The following is a 20164-nucleotide window of genomic DNA, read 5'->3' as shown; positions in this document are numbered from 1 at the left end:
ATATTCTTCTTTTTACGTTTTACCCCTTTACTTTTATTGAATCTTTAAGATATATTAGATATCTACTTATCATTTATAAGTAGATTATGTAGAAAAAAGGTGAAGAAAAATGTCAAATGTTTTAGTAATCAAATCCCATCCATCAAACGCAGAAGGCTCTCGTACAGTGACTATTCTAGATACGTTTTTAGACGCGTATACAAAAGAAAATCCGACAGATGAAGTCACTGTGTTAGATTTGTACAACAGTTTTATTCCAGAAATCGACGAAGAGATGTTACAAGGTTGGACAAACGCAGCTAGTGGATTAGAGCTGACAGAAGCGCAACAAAAGAAAGTTAGCCGTTTTAAAGAACTAACCGAACAATTTTTAGCAACAGACAAAATTGTCATTGCTAACCCATTATGGAACTTAAATGTTCCCACACGTTTGAAAGCTTGGGTTGATACAATTATGGTATCAGGTACTACTTTTAAATATACAGCCACAGGACCTGTTGGTTTAACAGAAGATAAAAAAGTATTACATATTCAATCAAGCGGCGGTATTTACAATGGGGAAGATTTTGCTTCAACCTTTGTAAAAACAGCTTTAGCTTTTGTGGGCGTATCAGATCACGCTGGAATTTACATTGAAGGTATTGATCATGACCCTTCTAAATCAGAAGAGATCATGGAATCATTGGCTCAACAAGCGACAGACATCGCTCAATCATTCTAAAAAAACATCGGATATTATTCCGATGTTTTTTCTTTTTCTATTAAGTTTATTGTCTTTATATCTGAGGTATATAAGCCAGATACTTCTTTGTACCAAGAAAAAAGATGCGTAAAAATTACTTTAATCACGGCATAACCTGGTATTCCTAAAATAACACCTAGTACACCAAATAGTTTTCCTGCTGTTAATAACACAATAATAATGGTTAAAGGATGAATCTTCATTTGACTTCCTAATACCAGAGGAGAAACAAATTTCCCTTCAATTAATTGCTCTATAACAAAAACCAAAATAACAGCAATCAGCATCTTAGGTCCTGCTGCCATAGCTAAAAGAATCGCCGGTATTGTTGCCATAGCTGAACCTATGTAAGGAATCAAATTTAAAAATCCTGCTAAGACACCTAACGTGACACTGTAGTTTAAACCAACGATTGAAAAGCCCGTCATAAACATGATAGCTACCGTAACAGCTACTGTGACTTGTCCTCTAACATAAGAAGACAACTGTTTGTTGATGTCTGTTAACACATTCATCGTCGGTTTTCTTGCTTTTGTTGGTAACACTTTTAAAATATTTGGCGCTAATTTGTGCCCATCCTTCAATAAATAAAATAAGAAAAATGGCACCATCACCACAGATACCACAATACTCGCCACTGCCCCTACAACATTACCAATTCCTTTAAAGGCATTGGTTGATATAGATTTAGCAATTGTTGAGATGGAATTAAAAAATTCGGTGACTGATTTTTCAAGAGGTTCTTGAATCTTATCAAACAATGGAATGTTAAAAAATTCAGTCACCTTTTCTTCGATAGCTGCCCAGTAACTCGGCCATTCATTGATTAAACTTTTTGTTTGCATTTCAATTTTTGGAATTAAAATGACGATTCCCCAAGCGATTAAACCAAAGATGATAATAAATAATAAGGTGATCGCTAAATTTCGTGTCATTCCTTTTTTTTCGAAGAAATTGACGATTGGATTGAAGATATAAAATAGTAACCCAGATATAACAATGGGCAATCCAACAATTCCCATGAATTGTGCAATAGGAGCAAATAGATGTGATACCTTTGTAAAGATTAAAATAATGAGTAAACAAAGTAACACAACCAATAGACTCGTCACCATTTGATTATTTAAAAATCGTTGGTTAAACCACGTTGATTTTTCTCGATTTTCTCCCGGCATTTTCACTCCTCCTTTGCCTTTTTCTATGTTTTATTGGTACTTAATAACTGTATCTACTTGGATATTTGGTAAGTGATATGGCTCTAAATAAAGAGCATTAGCCATGTTATGATCCTCTTCTACTTCACTAAATACTAGGCTCACATGACTCATTTCATTAAGATGTTTGTTAGCATGAGGTCCTACTTTTTTGATCGTATATGAAGCATCATCAAAAAGAATCGTATCCCCTTCTTTTAAATCAAAGTCTTTTTCTTTGATTACTTTTTGAATCACTGAAAATTGTTTCAATTCCTTGGTGGCTTCTTCACCAAACAAAATAATTAACTTATCATCTGGATGAAGTGCTTTTTGTCCTATTTCTTTTACGCTTGCTACGTTCATACTCTCACTACCTTGTCATTTATTTTGTTACTTATACCTACTAATTATAGCATAAAATACAGACGTTTTCCTTGAATCTCAATCCAGTAGAGTCTCCCTTCTTTTTTATAAACCTTCTGTGTTATACTTTTATTATTATGATATGAAGGAGTGTATACAGTGACAGACACATTAATACTGGGTTCATATACAAAAAAAGATAGCAAAGGAATTTATCGTATTTTATTTGATTCAGCCGAAGGTTCCTTTTCTACTCTAGAAGAATTAATTAAAGAAGACAATCCTACCTACTTGGCTCATTCAGAAAAAGAGACCTTATACAGCGTCACAAAAGAAGAAGGAAAAGGTGGACTGGCTAGCTACAAATTAATGGGTGATGGGACTTATCAACTCATTAATAGAGTCACCTCAGAAGGAGCCCCTCCTTGTTATGTCGCAGTAGATAATAAACGTCAACTAGTGTTCGATGCTAATTACCATAAAGGTACCATTTCAACTTATAGGATACAGGCTGACGGTTCTTTGTCCCTTGTTGATACTGTACAACATAACGGAAGTGGGCCTCATGACAACCAAACAGTCCCTCATGCACATTATGCTGATCTAACACCAGATAATCGTCTAGTCGCTTGCGATTTAGGCACAGATACGGTTTATACTTATGATGTATCAGAAGAAGGGTACTTAAGGGAAGTTGCCACCTTTAAAGCACAACCCGGAACAGGACCAAGACACTTAGTCTTTCATCCAAACAACTCTACTGCTTATCTCTTTGGTGAGCTATCAAGTGACGTGGTTGTTTTAAGTTATGACGCTGCTTCTGGTAGCTTCACTGAAAAACAGGTGATTTCTACATTACCTGTTGAGTATACAGATTTTAATGGTGGAGCTGCTATTCGTTTGTCCCAAGACGGTGATTTTCTCTATGTCTCTAATAGAGGACACAACTCCATTGCTGTTTACAAAACCTCTATGGATGGCACTCATCTTGAGCTGATTCAACTGATTTCTGTTGAAGGTGATTTTCCTCGTGACTTTGATATAACCCCTGACGGTCATTGGTTAATTGTTGCCAACCAAAACACAGATAACCTGACCCTTTTCAGTAGAAACATGGAAACGGGAATATTAACCTTAGCACAAAAAGACATCTACGCACCTGAAATTGTGTGTGTGACCTTTAAATAAACAAAAAAAAGTTAACAAAGACAACTCTTTGTTAACTTTTTATTTTTAATCTACTGGGAATAAATAAACTTGAGTGAATGGTGCGCCTGAAGCAATACGTGACATATTGTTGTTGTATGTCGAATGCCATCCTAAATTGTGCATGCCATTATTTCCCCAGAAAATACCAATGTGAGAGTCATAACCAGGTTTACTAAAATCTGGTTCAAAATAGAAAATATCACCTTTTTTAGCTTTGTTACTGTTTAGTAATTCTTGAACTGAGTTAAATTTATAATGCTCTAAGTTCTGACGAACAAATGCTGTTTTCCAGTTATAAGCATTACCAACACCACCATATAAATTAGAATCTTGTTTCAATCGGTAAATGTTAGCACCTGCATCTCTGTAAGCTACAGCAACAAATCCGGCACAGTTCATACCAGGTCCGAAGTGATTTGGTCGACCATTTGGACTTAACACTCGGTCCTCGTATGTTCCAGCACCTAACCCTCTAAAAGGAGTACCTAAGTAATAGTTATCATTTTGATGACGCTGTAGGTTGGCTAATATATCTTCGCGAGTCGTACCAAGGTACGTCCCAACTGTTCGACTACTATTCACAGCTTTAGCATTGATATAGCCTTCCCAGCCACCTTTATTGTTATAAAGGGAATAATATGTAGAGCCATTAAAATGTTTGTATTGACCATTGGCTTTATAAGATTTATTTAACATCTTATTTGAATGATTTTTTTCTTCCCATTGGAAATTTTTAAATACTTTGTAGTTACTTTTAACAACAACAACATCTTTAGTATATTTTTGCCATTTACCTTCTGCTCCCTTTGTTAGGATTACAGCATTCTTATTAATATAACCTTGCCAATTATCTTTATTATTATAAAATGAATAATATGTTGAACCATTATAGTGGTAGTAGCGACCTTTGATTTTATATGTTTTATTCAAATGAGTACGGCTTGTTGATTTTTGTTTCCAATCAAAATTCTGAAATACATTATAACCAGATTTCGATACAGTCATGTAGCTATTATCTTTAATAAAAGCCCCCTGTTTATTAGAACTGTTTGTCACTCCCTTCGCATTAATATACCCTTGCCAGTTACCTTTATTATCATATAAAGAGTAATAAGTAGCTCCATTACGATGATTATAGTAACCAGCAATACGGTACGTTTTATTTAACAACTGCTTACTGTTATTTTTCTTGGACCAATCGAAATTCTTCCACACCGCGTATGATGGTTTTGTAAGGGTTGCATAACCACTCCCTTTAAAAAATTTACCTTGGGCTCCCTCATTTTTTTGTGTTGCTTTAGCATTTACATAACCTATCCTTTTATTTTCATTGTCATATAGTGAATAGTACACTGAACCATTATAATGATTATAATAATCTCCAATACGATAGGTTTTACCTAAATATTGTTTACTTACTCCATCTTTTGTCCATGACAAATCTGACCAAATAGCATAATTAGGACTAGTAAATGTGGCATAACCATTACCAGGAATAGCTTCTCCTTCAGTTGAAGTGACTTCATTTCCCTTAGTGGAGTCTAAATATCCTAACCAATTATCTTTATTATTGTAAACAGAATAATATTTTTTACCGTTCACATGATAATAAATCCCCTTTGTTTTATATGTTTGTTGGTAAGTATTCCCTTTATTATTTTTTTTATTCCAATCAAAATCCCGATAAAAAACAGCTGACTTCTCATTTACTTGGATATATTTTTCATATTTTTGCCAAGTACCTTGTGGTTTTCTATCATATCTAACAAATTTTTCTTCCACATAACCTAATAACTTATTACCATTATCATATAATGAATAGTAAACTAAACCATCAGTTAAATAGTATTTTTCTTTCGATGCAAATGTTTGGTTTAAAAACTGAGAAGACTCTAATACAACTCCTTCTTCATCTAAATCTGATATCACTTCTAGCTTAGTATTTACAAGTGTCACGTAGCCTGTTATCTTTTCAGTGACAATCTGTTCTTTTAGCTGAAATCCCTCCGTTTCTTTATCAATAAGAGGTTTCTCAATAACATTTGAATCTGTTGTATCTTTGTCTTTTATCTCTATTGTCTCTTCAGTATTATCTTCATCAATAACAGACGATATCGTTGTGTCGTCTATCAATTCTTCTTTTAACAAGTTCTCATCAACAACTAATTCAGAACTAGCTCCCTCCATTTCAGATTGAAAACCTTTTAAATCTTCAGCTGCTACTTTGCTACTAAACATAATTAACAATAAAATAGTTAATAACCATTTTGATTTTTTCATTTACTCTCCACCTTTTTATTTAGTTGCCTTTTTATTAACATATCCATACCAATTTCCTTTATTGTCATATAATGAGTAATAAATAGAACCATTGTAGTGATGATACTCTCCTTTAGCAATAAATATTTGACCAAGTACTATATCCTCTTTTAATAATCGTCACATAACGCCCAGCCTTTATAAAACTACCTCGACGAGACGTAGTGCGTTTCGTTGCTGTTTCTTCGATATAACCTTGCCAATTATCTTTACCATCATAAAAAGAAAGATACGTTAATCCGTTAAAATGGTGATATCTCCCTTTCACCTTATAAGTATTTTGATACCAGTCTGTTGTTTTTCCTTTTTGCCTCCAATTGAAATTTTGCCAAGTGGTGTAGCCTTTTTTATTGATAAAAGCATACCTTCCATCTGCAATATAGCCGCCTTCTTTAGAAGACACCTTGGTTGCTCCATCATAAAAGTATCCTATCCAATTATCTTTGCTATCGTACAGTGAATAATAAGTTAATCCATTGCTATGGTCGTAATGCCCTTTAGCCAAGTAGGTTTTTCCGTATAATCTGTCCGTACTGTCCTTTTTCTTCCATTTAAAGTTTGAATAAATATCATAGCCCTTCTGATTAATCGTCATATAACGATCACCAGGAATATAGTTTCCAGGTGAGCCTTCAGATGGCAGTGAGTAACGTCCTTGATAGTCGTTGGACACATCAAAGACTCCTGGTACTTTAGGAAAAGTCATACTAGAGGTCCATTGCCAAGCCCCTAAATCCGTATGCAATTGTACTGCCGTTGGGTTATACGGATATGCTGCAACCCACACACTTTGTTTGCCTAACTTATTAACGTCAATTCGACCTTCATTCATCCAATGTAACCCAATATAATGATTCACATTGTTATATCCTGATTGGTTTAATTTCGTTTGGAAAGCTAATGAATTAGCGGTATGATCGACTTTTTCATATTTAATTTTTGGGTCTTCAATATCATTGACCATTAAGGTTGATTTTGGTAAACCTAATTCGTTCGCAAACCTGACAAAATAATTCGCTTCTTGCCCTGCTTGTTCTTCTGATGTAAACCATGTGTAATGGTATGCAGATACTATTAGCCCAGCCGCCTGTGCATTTTTGATTTGTGACGCAGCGTATGGATTACGATAACTTAACCCCTCTGTTAATTTAACAACAACCCCTGTTACCCCGTAACTCTTCATAGTACGATAATGTTCAACCGTTAACAAACCATTATGAGAAGACACGTCGATAAAATTAGAAGTCGGTCTATTCTTATCTGTGATTGAAACCCCTGTTGCTCTATCCATATCACGAGTAGCAAAACGTACGGGCTCTAAATCAGATTTTCCATTAGGATACATAAATTCTTCGTCAAAAGCATCCTCTAATTCAATAGACATATCTTCTCTGTCTTTGTCATTCAGTGGTTCTGATAGTGGTTCCGACATTGATTCTTGCAATATGATCTGTTCATCATCTGCTGCATAGTTTGTTTGACTCATACCAAACAATACAACGCTTGATACCAACACACACATCGAAAGATAGCCTCGATGTTTTTTTATTTTCATCTTTATTCCCCCTTTTTAGTAATTATATGTATTCTACCACAATTCACTCTTTTTTTAATCAATACATTAGTTTTTTATTCTAATTCCTCCTAATTATCTCCCTTATCACACTTTTAAGGTATCAAGTAGATGCTAGCCAAGCATCTAAAAAAATATCTTCTTAGCTATTTATTTTTTATAAAAAATGGATTTTTCATCATGTATCTCGTTATTTTTAGACAAAAAAAGAACTTAAAATAATTATTTTAAGTCCTTTTCTCTATAAGATAGTGCTAATTCTACTGTTTTTTCTGCTAAAATATTTTGTGGGTCTACCACTTTTTTGTTTTTAAACCCTTCAGCATCTTCTAACAAGGATAATTCTGTACACCCTAGCATCACAACATCGCAACCTAGTTGATGAAGCATTTTATCTAATATCCGATCATACAATACGGTATCCATCTCATTTTGTTCTTTGACTTTTGTAAAAATCAAATAACTAACCATCTCTTGAATTTCTTTTGTCGGATGAACCACTTCAAAACCAGCCTCTTCAATAAAGGGATCGTATATTTTATTCTTAATCGTTCCTTCTGTGCCTATGATTCCAACCCTTGCTCCTGCTGAATAATTATGACTTACCTCATCTACTGCTAGTTGGGGCATATGTAAAATAGGTTTATCTGTGGCTTTGACTAAGTCTTTATAAAAATAATGAGCTGTATTACATGTTAAGGTGAAAAAATCAGGTTCTAGTTTATTTTGTTTTTCGATAATATCTAATAGATACGGCAATGGGTTATCATTGTGTTCCTTATCCATAATATAAGAACTTCTATCTGGAATGGTCGCATAATTAATCAGTATATAATTTAAATAATCTTGGTCTCGCGACGCATGGGTTTTTCTATTGATCATTCTGATATAGAGCTCTGTTGCTATGGTTCCCATACCACCAATAATCGTGAAAAAATGTTCCATTTAATGACCTCCAATGTAGTGTGTAACACTTTCGTTTCTTCGCATATCTCAATTTACAAGTATACTGTAAAAAAGACATAAATTAAAGGTCAAAATCAATTTAGATAGGGGCCTCTGTCATTTCTTTAGAAATACTCATTAGCTTTCGTTCAATTTCTGTAAAATCTCTTAGTTTAATCGGAAAATCAAAGAGATGAACCTTATGAGTATCTCTTAATTCCTCTTCCATCGTGTTAGGTATGTTCGTCAACACAATATCAGCAGTCACTGCTTCTGACAACTCAACAAATTGCAAATTAAAATCATACTTATAACGATCTCTAATACGTTCTTTCATATTACGTTTCACCAAATAAGGTAAGTCTGAATCCAAACACATTCGGATAGTAGGCTCATAATAAGTAACAGGCACAATAGAAGAAAAAAGTAACATGTATTTTGGCAATAAAAAACCATCTTCTAAAAATAAATCAAACTGTGTCTGTTCATAGAGCTTGTCCAAAAAATCAATCATTTTATGTTGTAACGTGGGATAATAAGCATTGCGCTCACCTAATACTTGATAACCATCAACATCGACATACATGTTTGGAAATAATCGGCCATAAAGATGCGCACAAAAACTTGTGATAAAAAATCGTTCCTCAAGCTCTTCAGGTATCGAAATAAAGCATTCCTCAAATTCTTTTATGAAGCTTTGTGTCGCTTGGTACACATCAGAATGATTCGTTTTATGACGAGCAATTATTTTTTCCGAGACACTTTGAGATTCGTAGGTTTTTAATTTTGTCTGAAGTAGTAAGACCATATAATAAATCTCCGCTTCCATAGGGATATTGTACTCTTTCATAAAATGATCCACAATGGTTAATTCAGAGCGTAAGACATCTAAATCCACATAATCTTTCCAGTTCTCTTCATATGTGACGTAGTGTTTTTTACGAACCCTAAAAACAATCACTCCTAAAAAGTTAGCAAATTGTTTTCGTTGGATAACAGAATAACTTAAACCAACTTGCTCAGAAAAATTATCGACTGTCGTAAGTATTTTATTTTCATCAATCATATGGAATGGCCAAGATTTACCGCGGTAAATAGTCCAGCCCAAAATATACATCACTAGACGTATTCGTTTTTCTTCACCTAATACTTGAAATTCTTTTTTAGAGAGGCTCAATTGATACAAATCCAAAAATCGCTCAATTTTTTTCAGGCTTTTTCGGATAGCTGATTCACTCACATAATAATCAATAGCGTATTTTTTAATTGACTTAAATTCTTCAAACATCACCTGTTTCAAAATAGTTAAAGTTAAATCATTCTCTAGAACAAAATCTTTAAATTCTGCATAATTACTGCCTTTATTAAGCGTCAAGTAGACGCCTTTGTATTTTTCATAGGTAATATCAATGGTTTGATTTTGAATCCGTTGGGACGCATTAAACTGTGCAATCGTATCTTCTAATTGGTGAATATAACGCTGAACCGTCCGTTCTACAACGTTTAGGGAGGCACTGATTTCTGATACGGTGTACCACCGCTTGTTCTTAGAAATGAGACTTACCATGTCTAGTATCAACCGGTTCTGATTATCAAGTAAATTTAAAACATCCTCTTCCAATACTATCACCACACCTTTACTTTTCATTGTGACAAAAGGATTATTAAGTCATTATCTACTTAATAATCCTTCTATAGGTTACTTCATAATATCATAAATATCTTTGGACATTCGAGAAATCGTTTCGTAACCCACACCATTTTGCGTCATAATTGACAAAACGTAAGGCTCTTTCGTATAGATAATCGCAATATCATGTTGGTAACTAAAGACATCGCCAATTTTATGAGCGACTCTGACAGGAAGATATTTAGGGATACGCTGATCATCAAAGATCGTATTAGACATATACCCAAGAACAGCTCCCCCTTGATGATACATGGCACTTATCAATAAAGCATTTTCTTTTGGTGAAATAGAAAATGGCGAGTCCCACGTTCGACCGATAACAGAAGACACGTCACTTCTCATTGCAGGGCTGTAACGATTGGCCCCGTAGTATCCTAAGAAGTTAGCCCCCTGATTATCTGAATACTTCGCCGTCCAATTTAATATCTGATCAATACTATAGTAACCTCCGTAAGGACGCCCTTGCAAAATACCAGCCCCTCCTCGCATATAAGAGTACATTGGCATCTGATTAATAGCATCAGTATAAAGAAACTTGTCCGTAGGTTTCATTTTCTTCTCGTTAATCATTTTTTGAGTATAGTACATCGCAGGTAATTTCCCTGTACTAGCCGCGGTCATACGTCTATTGCCATTCATTGATGCGGTTGACTTAGAATCAACTAAACTCGTCACATAAATACCATAGTTAGGTGAATTGTATTTTCTATTCAATAGTTGTTGTACTTTTTTCATTTTTTCAGGGTGCGTACTGGCTAATTTTGTCCCTTTTGCATTAATATACCCTTGCCATTTCCCTTTGTTATCATACAAACTATAATAGCTGTTTCCATTAAAATGATTGTATTTTCCTCGTGCTTTGAACGTTTTATTAACGTACTGACTGCCTGGCCCACGCTCCTCCCAATTGAAATTATTCCAAATTAAATAATTTTTACTCGAGACAATGACGTCTTTCCCGTAACTTAGATACTTCCCTTGCGCACCTTCTGCTACTGTCAGAAACGATTGATTGATATAACCAATCCAATTGTTTTTTTGATCATAAAGTGACAAATAGGTCGAACCGTTATAATGATTATAAACACCCTTTGCTAGATAGGTTTTCTCTTTATAAGAAGCCATGTTCCGCTTATTGCTCCATCTAAAATTAGTCCACAAACTGCCTTTGCTGTCAGTTAAAGTAACGTACTTATTATATGTTCGGTAAGTCCCTTCTGCCCCCTTAGCTAGACTCACTTCTGTGCTCTTAACATAGCCTTGCCACTGATTTTTATGGTTATACAAACTATAATAAATCGTACCATCTACGTGCTGATATTTTCCTTTAGCTAAGAACGTTTTATTAATAATTTTGTTATTCTTTTCTTTCAGGGTGCCCTTAAAATCACTTGTAGTAACAGTTTTTTTACCTCTCACCGTTACATACTTACCAAAACTTTGATACTTCCCTTGCGGTCCTGACGCTTCACTAACAGCCTTTTGATTCACATAACCTTGGAAATGACCTTCGTTATCATTTAATCCAATATAGCTTTGACCGTTAAAATGTTGGTATCTTTCTGTTCCTAAAAAAGTTTTATTTAACTGATTTTTAGATGTTCCTATTCGCACCCAATTAAAGTTTTCATAAATCTGATATGTATCTTTTTTTATTGTCACATACTGATTGTAACGTGATGGGACCCCTTTCTTTCCTTTAGAAGTTGTGACAGAAGACGCATTAATATACCCTTGCCATACGTCTTGACTATTATATAAACTATAGTAAGTCGAGCCGTTAAGATGTTCATACTTACCCTTGGCTATAAACGTTTGGCTATAAACATCCTTAGTGGCTTTCTTTTTCTTCCATTGAAAATTTTGCCAAAGATTACCCTTTTGACTGCTAACCGTCACATAATCACCTAACCCGCGGTATTTACCTTGTTCATTCGGTACAATCGCAACAGCATCAACGCTTATATAGCCTTGAAAAACACCCTTGCCATCAGCTAGTTGATAGTAGCTGCTTCCATCAATTAATTGTATTTTACTGGTACCTCTCATCGTTTTATCCACAAAAGTTGAAGAGTCTTCCCTAATATCAGTCAGGAGGTCCTTATAAAGCTGTGGCTTAGCATCTGTAATACTCATAATAGTTGCAATGACTTCTCTTTTTTCTACTATTTCTTGAGAGGTCTTTATGCCATCATCTAACAGATAACCTATAAAAACATCTTCCAAAGTATAGATAGAAAGATAACGTTTCTCTTCCTTTACTACCTTATCCTTTGTCATGACAATTCTCGTGTTAACCATATCTGGCACAGCTACCATGTCCGTTAAGTCCTCATTCCAAAGAGTCTCTATCTCACGTGGTAAAACAAGGTAAGCCTTTGTGTCAGCTACCTTATCTATCTTGTCACTAATTTTGTTGTGGGAAGTGATGTCACGAGATGACGGTACCTCTTCTATTAACACATCTTCTAAGGGTGGCTCACTCGATGTATCCTCTATCATTTCTTCTGAATGAGTTTCCATTGGACTGCTGCTATCTTGTGACGGTTCTCCATAAACAGTCACGCCAACCAAGAGTGATAAACTAACCAACATAATGCTCCATATTTTTTTCATACAAACGCTCCCCCTTGTTCATTTTCATTTATTATTATACCACGTAAAGGACTCTTTAAAGGAAGCAATTATTAGAATAAAAAAGCGAGCTACCTTGGCAGATAGCTCGCTTTGCTCTTATTTTAATTGGTCTTGTAACATTTTTTGAACGCGTTCTAATTCATCGTCTGGAATGATTTGGTATGAGATAGGACCATTACCGTCTCCATCATCAATCATTTCACCGTACCCTTGTAAAGTCTCTTCTTCAATGTTATAGAAACATTCTCTATATCCCATAAGAATAGCTTTCATTTCTTTCCATTCTAAATCGGTTCTCATGTTTTCTTCTATTGCTTTTAATATTTTTTGGTAACGTGTAAAACCAGTAAATGTTAAGCCTTTGTCTACAATCGCTTCTACTACTTCACGTTGGCGATCTTGTCGACCATAGTCTCCCTTTGGATCTTCGTATCTCATACGTGTGTAAGCGAGTGATTCTTTACCATTTAAATGTTGTTTACCTGGTTTAAACGTATAACCATCTTGCTCAAATTCAAAATCATTGTCTATTTCAACACCATCTACCGCATTAACTAAATCTTCGAAGCCTTCCATATTAATCCATACATAATGGTTAATAGGAATATCTAATAATTTTTGAGTCGTCTCAATGGCCATTTTTTCTTGACCATAAGCGTAAGCATGGGCTATTTTTTCGACACTATCATTTCCAACAATCTCAGTTCTTGTATCACGAGGGATACTCACCAAGGTTGTTTTCTTTTCTTTTGGATTGACAGTTGCTACCATCATCGTATCAGATCTACCTAAATCGCTACGGCCAAATTCACCTGTATCCAGTCCTAATAATAAAACTGAGAAAGGTTCACCATCCATAATATTAGTATCATCTGGTAATCCTTCTGGTAATGGTTGACTTACTTTATTTGCAACGTTTTTCACATCGTAATAAGTTTTACCTAAAAATGCGGCACTCCCTATTAAAATAACAGCTAATATTCCTACTAAAGTTAAAACAATTTTCTTTAAAGTACTAGTTGATTTTTTTCTCTTAGATCGTTTCATATGACATCTCCTATAACAACGGTTTTTTTCATTCTAGCATAGAAAAATTAAAAACACTATTCATTTTAAATTCCTTAAACTTTTCTCAACAACTATGACTTCTGTTATTTATTATGTATTTCTTGACTCATTCTATCGATCGCTGTGCGAATATTTTCAAAAGTTGTTGCTAAGTTAATCCTTATATAACTACTAGAATCTTCACCAAACCACTTACCATAATCCACTGCAACCTTTGCTCTTTTCTGAATAATTCCGACCATCTCTTCGTTATTTAAATAGGCACTTAAATCAACCCACATCAAATACGTCCCTTCCTTTTCCATCACGCGAGCATGAGGTAGTTCTTGATTGAATTGTTTCTTTGCTTCATTATAATTATAATCAATAACCTCAAGTAAACTTTCAAACCATTCTTCACCGTACGTGTAACACGCTTCTGTTGTTACCATTCCCATTAAACTAGGGACGTTATTGACACCATATTCTGCAAAGGTATCATAATATTTTCTATTCTTTTCATCTGGAATGATGATATGAGAATGGAGTAATCCTGCAATATTAAACGTTTTTGAGGCAGCCGTGACGACGAATAAATGACTATGATACTTCTTATCTAAATGGAGCATACTCGTAAATACTTTGTCTTTACGAATAAAGTCTTGATGAATTTCATCAGATATTACTAGTATATCATTTCTATAACATATTTCCATTAATTGTTCAGTTTCTTCCCTAGACCATACTCTACCCACAGGATTATGGGGAGAACAATGTAAAAATAATTTGACATTCTGCGCCACTAATTGCGCTTCAAAGTCAGCAAAATCAATAGTATACGTCTTATTTTCTTTGTTTAGTAATGGAGCCACTAAGTGTCTATTGTTCGCTTTAATCGCATCATAAAAAGGATAATAAACTGGAGCTAAAATCATGACTGACTCCTGTTCCTTTGTAAAGGCTTGTATTAAATAATTAAAACTAGCTACCACTCCTGTTGTAAATCGTACCCATTCTTTTTTTATCTCTAGATTATGTCTCCTTTTTTGCCACTGTGTGAAGGCATCATAATAAGTAGAAGATGGCTGTGAATAACCAAAAATACCATGACTCACTCTGTCTTGTAATCGTGTCAATACCTCATCAGGTAACCTAAAATCCATATCCGCTACCCACAATGGAAGTAAATCAGTCTCTCCAAAAGGCTCTAACATACCGTCCCACTTCACTGAATCTGTGTTGATACGCTCTTCATAATACGTCTGAAAAAATGTCTCTACATTCGTCATACAATAACCTCCTTTATATTATTCTATTATATGTTAAGTATCTTCTCTTTAGTAGCTTTGAATTAATCCTTTAAAAACTATTGAAAGATATTTAGATTAGGTGTATTATAAAATTAAAATTAGGCAAACCTAAAAGAGAGGGTTAATCATGATATCATTATTACATTTAGAAGACAATGAAGAAGGCGTTATCCAACACATTCATCATCCTGACGAAGAAATGAGGCGACGTTTACTTGACCTTGGGTTTTATCAAGACACACTTGTGAAAAAAATACTAACTAGTCCTAAAGGAGATCCCATTGCATATAGAATACGAGGCACCACGATTGCCTTACGAAACAACGACGCCAAATACGTAGAGGTGAAAAAATCAAATGGAAACTGAGACTTTTATTATTAACAAAAAAACACCATCAGATCGAGTCATTGCCTTAGCTGGTAATCCCAATGTGGGGAAAAGTTCTGTCTTCAATGAGTTGACAGGGATGCGTCAACATACAGGCAATTGGCCTGGGAAAACCGTTGATCTTGCTCAGGGTACCACTCGCTACAAAAACAAAGATTATATTTTGGTAGATTTACCAGGAACTTATTCACTAAAAGCACATTCCACAGAAGAAGAAGTCGCTAGAGATTTTATTGAATCAAAAGATGCTGAAGCAACAATAGTGGTATGCGATGCGACGAGTTTAGAGCGTAATTTAAATCTCGTTCTACAAATCATGCAAATAACACCAAAAGTGATTGTCTGTGTCAATCTACTAGACGAAGCCAAAAAGAAAAAAATTAACATTAATCTACCTAAACTACAAGAACTCCTTGGTGTCCCTGTTGTTGGTACCTCTGCAGTCAAAAAACAAGGGTTAGATGACTTAATGAAGCAAGTAGAAGAAGTCGCATCGGGGAACAAAGAAGCCAATCCCTTTATGATTGATGCCTTGCATTCTTTAGAAGACGAGCCTGATCAAGAAATATTAGCCATTCTTGATAGAGCAACAGTCATTGCCAGTCAAGTTATTACCTACGAAAATGAGAATTTTGATGCCTTTGATAGAAAATTAGATAAAATATTGACTCAAAAAAGCACAGGGATCCCCATTATGATCCTCCTCTTAATGGCTGTCTTTTGGTTTACCATTGTGGGAGCAGATTATCCTTCTGACTTTTTAGCCGATCAATTTAATCAGTTTGGGAACTGGCTCACTCAAGTTGCCACTCACTATAACATGCCACCTTTATTACAGGACATGTTAATTAATGGTATTTATAAAGTATTATCAACCGTTGTGGCTGTCATGTTACCTCCTATGGCAATCTTCTTTCCTATTTTTACGTTATTAGAAGACTTCGGCTATTTGCCCCGAGTGGCATTTAACTTAGATAAATATTTCCAAAAAGCTGGTGCTTGTGGTAAACAAGCCTTAACCATGTGTATGGGATTTGGTTGTAATGCGGCTGGTGTCGTTGGAACTCGTATCATTGATTCTCCTAGAGAGCGTTTAATAGCTATTATAACCAATAACTTCGTACCATGTAACGGCCGGTTTCCAATTCTGATTGCGGTCATTACTATGTTCTTTACAGGAACAGCCGCAGGACTCACTGGTTCTCTTACTTCTGCTGCCTTTCTAACAGGGATTATTTTATTAGGTGTCATTAGTACTGTATGGATTTCACGCCTCCTTTCTAAGACTGTCTTAAAAGGGTTACCCTCTTCCTTTACCTTAGAACTCCCTCCTTATAGACAGCCTCAAGTTGGTCAAGTCATTGTGCGCTCTATCTTTGACCGAACACTATTTGTTTTATGGCGTGCCATTGTTGTGGCTGCTCCTGCTGGTTTAGTCATTTGGGCCATGGCAACGATACCTTTAGGGGATCAATCTGTTCTACAAGCCACAACAGGCTTTATTGATCCTTTTGCCCAATTAATGGGATTAGATGGTACGATTTTAATGGCTTTTATTTTAGGGTTACCTGCTAATGAAATTGTAATTCCTATTATGATTATGGGCTATATGGCAACTAGTACATTAACTGATTTTAGTTCCTTAGTTGAATTTAGACAGCTTTTAATTAGCAACGGTTGGACGTGGTTAACAGCGATGAATGTGTTATTATTCACTTTATACCACTGGCCTTGTTCAACTACTTTATTAACAATCTATAAAGAAACTAAAAGTAAGAAATGGACCTTCATCTCGTTTATTGTTCCCACATTAATGGGAATTATAGTTTGTATGCTAACAACCTTTATTGCCCATCTCTTTCACTTAGTTTAAAACAAAAAAAGAATGAGCCTTTATGCTCATTCTTTTTTTATAGATTTGCTTCAAAACCAATCTCTTTAATATGAGAAACAATCTCTTCAGGGGTTAACTTACTTTCATCAAAAACTACCTTTGCTTCTCCTTTTTTCAATTTAACTTTCACTTTCTCAATGCCTTCCACTTCATCCAAACCTTCTTCTATCCTTTTCACACAGTGCTCACAATTCATTCCCGTAATGCTAATCTTTTGTTTCATGTTGTCTCCTTCTTTCAATCTACATTTGTCATCTATAACAATCAGTGTAAATCTTAACCCTTTATTTGTCAAACAACTAAAAAAAGACACCTTTAACAGGTGTCTTCTAAAATCTTTATGGGTAAATACGGTGTAATAAACGTGGGAATGGGCTTGCTTCACGAACGTGATCAATCCCTGAAATCCATGTAACCGTTCTTTCTAGACCTAATCCAAAGCCAGAATGAGGAACTGCCCCATATTTTTGTAAATCTAAGTACCATTCATAGTCCTTACGATCTAGACCATCTTTTTCAATTTGTTCTAACAAGTAGTCAAAGCCAATCGCACGCTCACTACCTCCAATAATTTCTCCATAACCTTCTGGAGCGATTAAATCGGCACGAATCACAACATCATCTCTTGTTGGATGTGGTTTCATATAGAACGGACTCATTGATTTTGGATAGTTCAAGATAAAGACTGGTTTTTCATAATGGTTCGCGATAAATGTTTCATGTGGAGAACCAAAGTCATCTCCCCAAGTAATATCTTCGAAACCATTTTTTTGTAACAATTCTACCGCTTCATCGTATGAAATACGAGGGAATGGTAATTGTGTGTATTTTTTAAGTAATTCTGTGTCACGTTCAAGAACGTCTAAGGCATAATCACAATTTTCTAATACTTTTTCAATCATGAAAGCAACGTATTGCTCTTGAATCTCTAAACTTTCTTCTTGAGAAACAAACGCCATCTCAGGTTCCATCATCCAGAATTCTGTTAAGTGACGACGTGTTTTAGATTTTTCAGCTCTAAACGTTGGGCCAAATGAGAATACTTTACCAAAAGCCATTGCTGCAGCTTCTAAGTATAATTGACCTGTTTGTGATAGATAAGCAGGATCACCAAAGTAATCTGTTTCAAACAACTCAGTTGTGCCTTCAGGTGCACTACTTGTTAAGATTGGTGGATCAATTTTAATGAAACCACGATCATTAAAGAACTCATACGTTGCACGAATCAGTTCATTACGTACTTGCATAACAGCATGTTGTTTTGATGAACGTAACCATAAATGACGGTGGTCCATCAAGAAATCTGTGCCGTGCTCTTTTGGTGTAATTGGGTAATCATGACTTTCACCAACAACTTCCACATTACTTACACCAATTTCATAACCAAATTTAGAGCGAGAATCTTCTCTAATTTCACCAGTAATAATCACTGATGTTTCTTGATTTAGGCCTTTAGCTATATCAAATAACTCGTCCCCTACTTCACTTTTTACAACCACACCTTGGAAAAAGGCTGTACCATCTCTTAGTTGTAAGAAAGCGATTTTTCCGCTTGAACGTTTGTTAGCTACCCAAGCGCCAATTTGTACTGTTTCTCCAACATGATTTTTTGAATCAATAATATGTATTCTTTTCATTTTACCGCTCCGTCCAATTAAATTAGTTCGTCATTTTTTTATTAACAAAATCAGTCATTCTTTCCATAGCCTGATTAAGTGTATCTAAATCTGATGCATAGCTTAAACGGATATGATGTTCCGTACCAAAGCCTTCTCCAGAAATAACTGCTACAAGGGATTCTTCCAACAAATCATTAACAAAATCAGATACCTTGTCGTACCCACATAATGATAATGTCTCAGAAATATCTGGGTAAAAATAAAACGCCCCATTCGGCTTATCTAAACGCATACCCGGTATGGCTATCAGCTTAGGATAGATAGCGTTCAACCGTTCCTCAAATGCAACCCTCATGGCTTCTACAGGTGCTTGATCCCCTATTAAAGCCTCAATAGCAGCATATTGACTCACCGCTGATGGGTTACTTGTGACTTGTGACGCAATTTTGGTCATTTGAGAAATAATGCTTGCTTCTCCCATGGCATAACCAATACGCCAACCGGTCATAGAATACGCTTTTGATACCCCATTAATTACTATGGTTTGTTTTCTTATGTCATCAGATATTGTAGCAATAGATGTAAAGACATTACCATTATATACTAGTTTACCATAAATATCATCGGCAATGATCAAAATATCGTGACTCACGGCCCACTCACCAATGGCTGTCAATTCTTCTCTAGTATACACGGCTCCTGTTGGATTAGAAGGGGAGTTAATCATCAATACTTTTGTTTTATCTGTTCTCACCGCTTCTAAGTCTGATACTGTCATTTTATACTGATTGTTCTTATCTCCCATAACAAAAACCGATACACCTTCAGCAAGCTTCACTTGTTCCTCATAGCTTACCCAATAAGGTGTGGGAATAATCACTTCATCCCCTTTGTCTAGAACTGCTTGAAACACTGCATATAATAAAAATTTAGCCCCAGTTCCTACAATAATTTCTGAAGGCTCATAGGTTATGCCATAGTCAGATTTGGTTCTTTCTTGAATCGCTGCTTTTAGTTCTGGTAGACCGGATACAGCCGTATAAAAACTAGCTTTACCTGATGCAATAGAAGCTATCCCAGCTTTTTGCACATGTTCAGGTGTCACAAAATCTGGTTCGCCTAAGGTTAAACTTAACACATCTTTGCCTTCTGCTTTTAAAGCCTTAGCTTTATTCGCTGCCGCAAGTGTCGGGGAATCGTTCAATTCTAATACGCGTTTTGATAGGTTCATT

The 20164-nt window shown here is 35.3% G+C and carries 16 protein-coding genes; 4 read left to right on the top strand and 12 right to left on the bottom strand.

The annotated features are described in order from the left end of the window. The first annotated feature begins 109 nt into the window (after nucleotides 1-109). A complete protein-coding gene (locus tag ACVWM0_RS02815; protein WP_476473131.1) occupies nucleotides 110-721 on the top strand; it encodes an FMN-dependent NADH-azoreductase in 612 nt (203 codons plus the stop codon). 14 nt (nucleotides 722-735) lie between these two features. Here the strand turns inward: ACVWM0_RS02815 and ACVWM0_RS02810 are convergent, their stop codons facing one another. Together ACVWM0_RS02810 and ACVWM0_RS02805 are read right to left on the bottom strand one after the other, a co-directional pair. Beyond that, on the bottom strand, nucleotides 736-1917 hold the full coding sequence (locus ACVWM0_RS02810; RefSeq protein WP_476473130.1) for an AI-2E family transporter: 1182 nt from the start codon (nucleotides 1915-1917) through the stop codon (nucleotides 736-738). Between the two features lie 30 nt (nucleotides 1918-1947). Then, complete coding sequence (locus ACVWM0_RS02805) at nucleotides 1948-2301, bottom strand: PTS glucitol/sorbitol transporter subunit IIA (protein WP_476473129.1); 354 nt, start codon at nucleotides 2299-2301, stop codon at nucleotides 1948-1950. Nucleotides 2302-2460: 159 nt separating this feature from the next. Here ACVWM0_RS02805 and ACVWM0_RS02800 point away from each other — a divergent pair, with 159 nt between their 5' ends. Continuing rightward, nucleotides 2461-3489 (top strand): lactonase family protein, encoded by a 1029-nt coding sequence (locus ACVWM0_RS02800; protein WP_476473128.1) that lies wholly within the window; start codon nucleotides 2461-2463, stop codon nucleotides 3487-3489. A gap of 45 nt (nucleotides 3490-3534) precedes the next feature. Here the strand turns inward: ACVWM0_RS02800 and ACVWM0_RS02795 are convergent, their stop codons facing one another. From ACVWM0_RS02795 to ACVWM0_RS02765, 7 genes are all read right to left on the bottom strand, one after another. Next, complete coding sequence (locus ACVWM0_RS02795) at nucleotides 3535-5790, bottom strand: NlpC/P60 family protein (RefSeq protein WP_476473127.1); 2256 nt, start codon at nucleotides 5788-5790, stop codon at nucleotides 3535-3537. Between the two features lie 112 nt (nucleotides 5791-5902). Continuing rightward, nucleotides 5903-7384, bottom strand: coding sequence for a GH25 family lysozyme (locus tag ACVWM0_RS02790; RefSeq protein ID WP_476473126.1), 1482 nt, complete (start codon nucleotides 7382-7384; stop codon nucleotides 5903-5905). 240 nt (nucleotides 7385-7624) lie between these two features. Continuing rightward, nucleotides 7625-8347, bottom strand: a complete 723-nt coding sequence (locus ACVWM0_RS02785; RefSeq protein WP_476473125.1) for an aspartate/glutamate racemase family protein — start codon at nucleotides 8345-8347, stop codon at nucleotides 7625-7627. 100 nt (nucleotides 8348-8447) lie between these two features. Then, on the bottom strand, nucleotides 8448-9968 hold the full coding sequence (locus ACVWM0_RS02780; RefSeq protein WP_476473124.1) for a helix-turn-helix domain-containing protein: 1521 nt from the start codon (nucleotides 9966-9968) through the stop codon (nucleotides 8448-8450). A gap of 78 nt (nucleotides 9969-10046) precedes the next feature. Then, a complete protein-coding gene (locus ACVWM0_RS02775) occupies nucleotides 10047-12653 on the bottom strand; it encodes a serine hydrolase (RefSeq protein ID WP_476473123.1) in 2607 nt (868 codons plus the stop codon). A gap of 117 nt (nucleotides 12654-12770) precedes the next feature. After that, nucleotides 12771-13721: an LCP family glycopolymer transferase gene (locus tag ACVWM0_RS02770; protein WP_476473122.1), complete on the bottom strand. Its 951-nt coding sequence runs from the start codon at nucleotides 13719-13721 to the stop codon at nucleotides 12771-12773. Between the two features lie 104 nt (nucleotides 13722-13825). After that, nucleotides 13826-15010 (bottom strand): MalY/PatB family protein, encoded by a 1185-nt coding sequence (locus ACVWM0_RS02765; protein WP_476473121.1) that lies wholly within the window; start codon nucleotides 15008-15010, stop codon nucleotides 13826-13828. A gap of 148 nt (nucleotides 15011-15158) precedes the next feature. Here ACVWM0_RS02765 and ACVWM0_RS02760 point away from each other — a divergent pair, with 148 nt between their 5' ends. Next, nucleotides 15159-15398: a FeoA family protein gene (locus tag ACVWM0_RS02760; protein ID WP_476473120.1), complete on the top strand. Its 240-nt coding sequence runs from the start codon at nucleotides 15159-15161 to the stop codon at nucleotides 15396-15398. Further along, a complete protein-coding gene (gene feoB, locus ACVWM0_RS02755) occupies nucleotides 15388-17292 on the top strand; it encodes a ferrous iron transport protein B (protein WP_476473119.1) in 1905 nt (634 codons plus the stop codon). Before ACVWM0_RS02760 ends, feoB begins: the two co-directional genes overlap by 11 nt. Nucleotides 17293-17329: 37 nt before the next feature. Here the strand turns inward: feoB and copZ are convergent, their stop codons facing one another. From copZ to ACVWM0_RS02740, 3 genes are all read right to left on the bottom strand, one after another. Then, nucleotides 17330-17536: a copper chaperone CopZ gene (gene copZ / locus ACVWM0_RS02750; protein ID WP_476473118.1), complete on the bottom strand. Its 207-nt coding sequence runs from the start codon at nucleotides 17534-17536 to the stop codon at nucleotides 17330-17332. A gap of 115 nt (nucleotides 17537-17651) precedes the next feature. Continuing rightward, a complete protein-coding gene (asnS, locus tag ACVWM0_RS02745; RefSeq protein ID WP_476473117.1) occupies nucleotides 17652-18950 on the bottom strand; it encodes an asparagine--tRNA ligase in 1299 nt (432 codons plus the stop codon). Between the two features lie 22 nt (nucleotides 18951-18972). After that, the gene (locus ACVWM0_RS02740; protein WP_476473116.1) at nucleotides 18973-20163 is read right to left on the bottom strand and encodes a pyridoxal phosphate-dependent aminotransferase; all 1191 of its coding nucleotides are present in this window, start codon (nucleotides 20161-20163) and stop codon (nucleotides 18973-18975) included. Nucleotide 20164 lies beyond the last annotated feature (1 nt).

This window comes from Vagococcus sp. 211, from assembly GCF_056322705.1.
The sequence above is the reverse complement of the archived record's forward strand: the minus strand, read 5'-3'. Positions and strand labels throughout refer to the sequence as shown.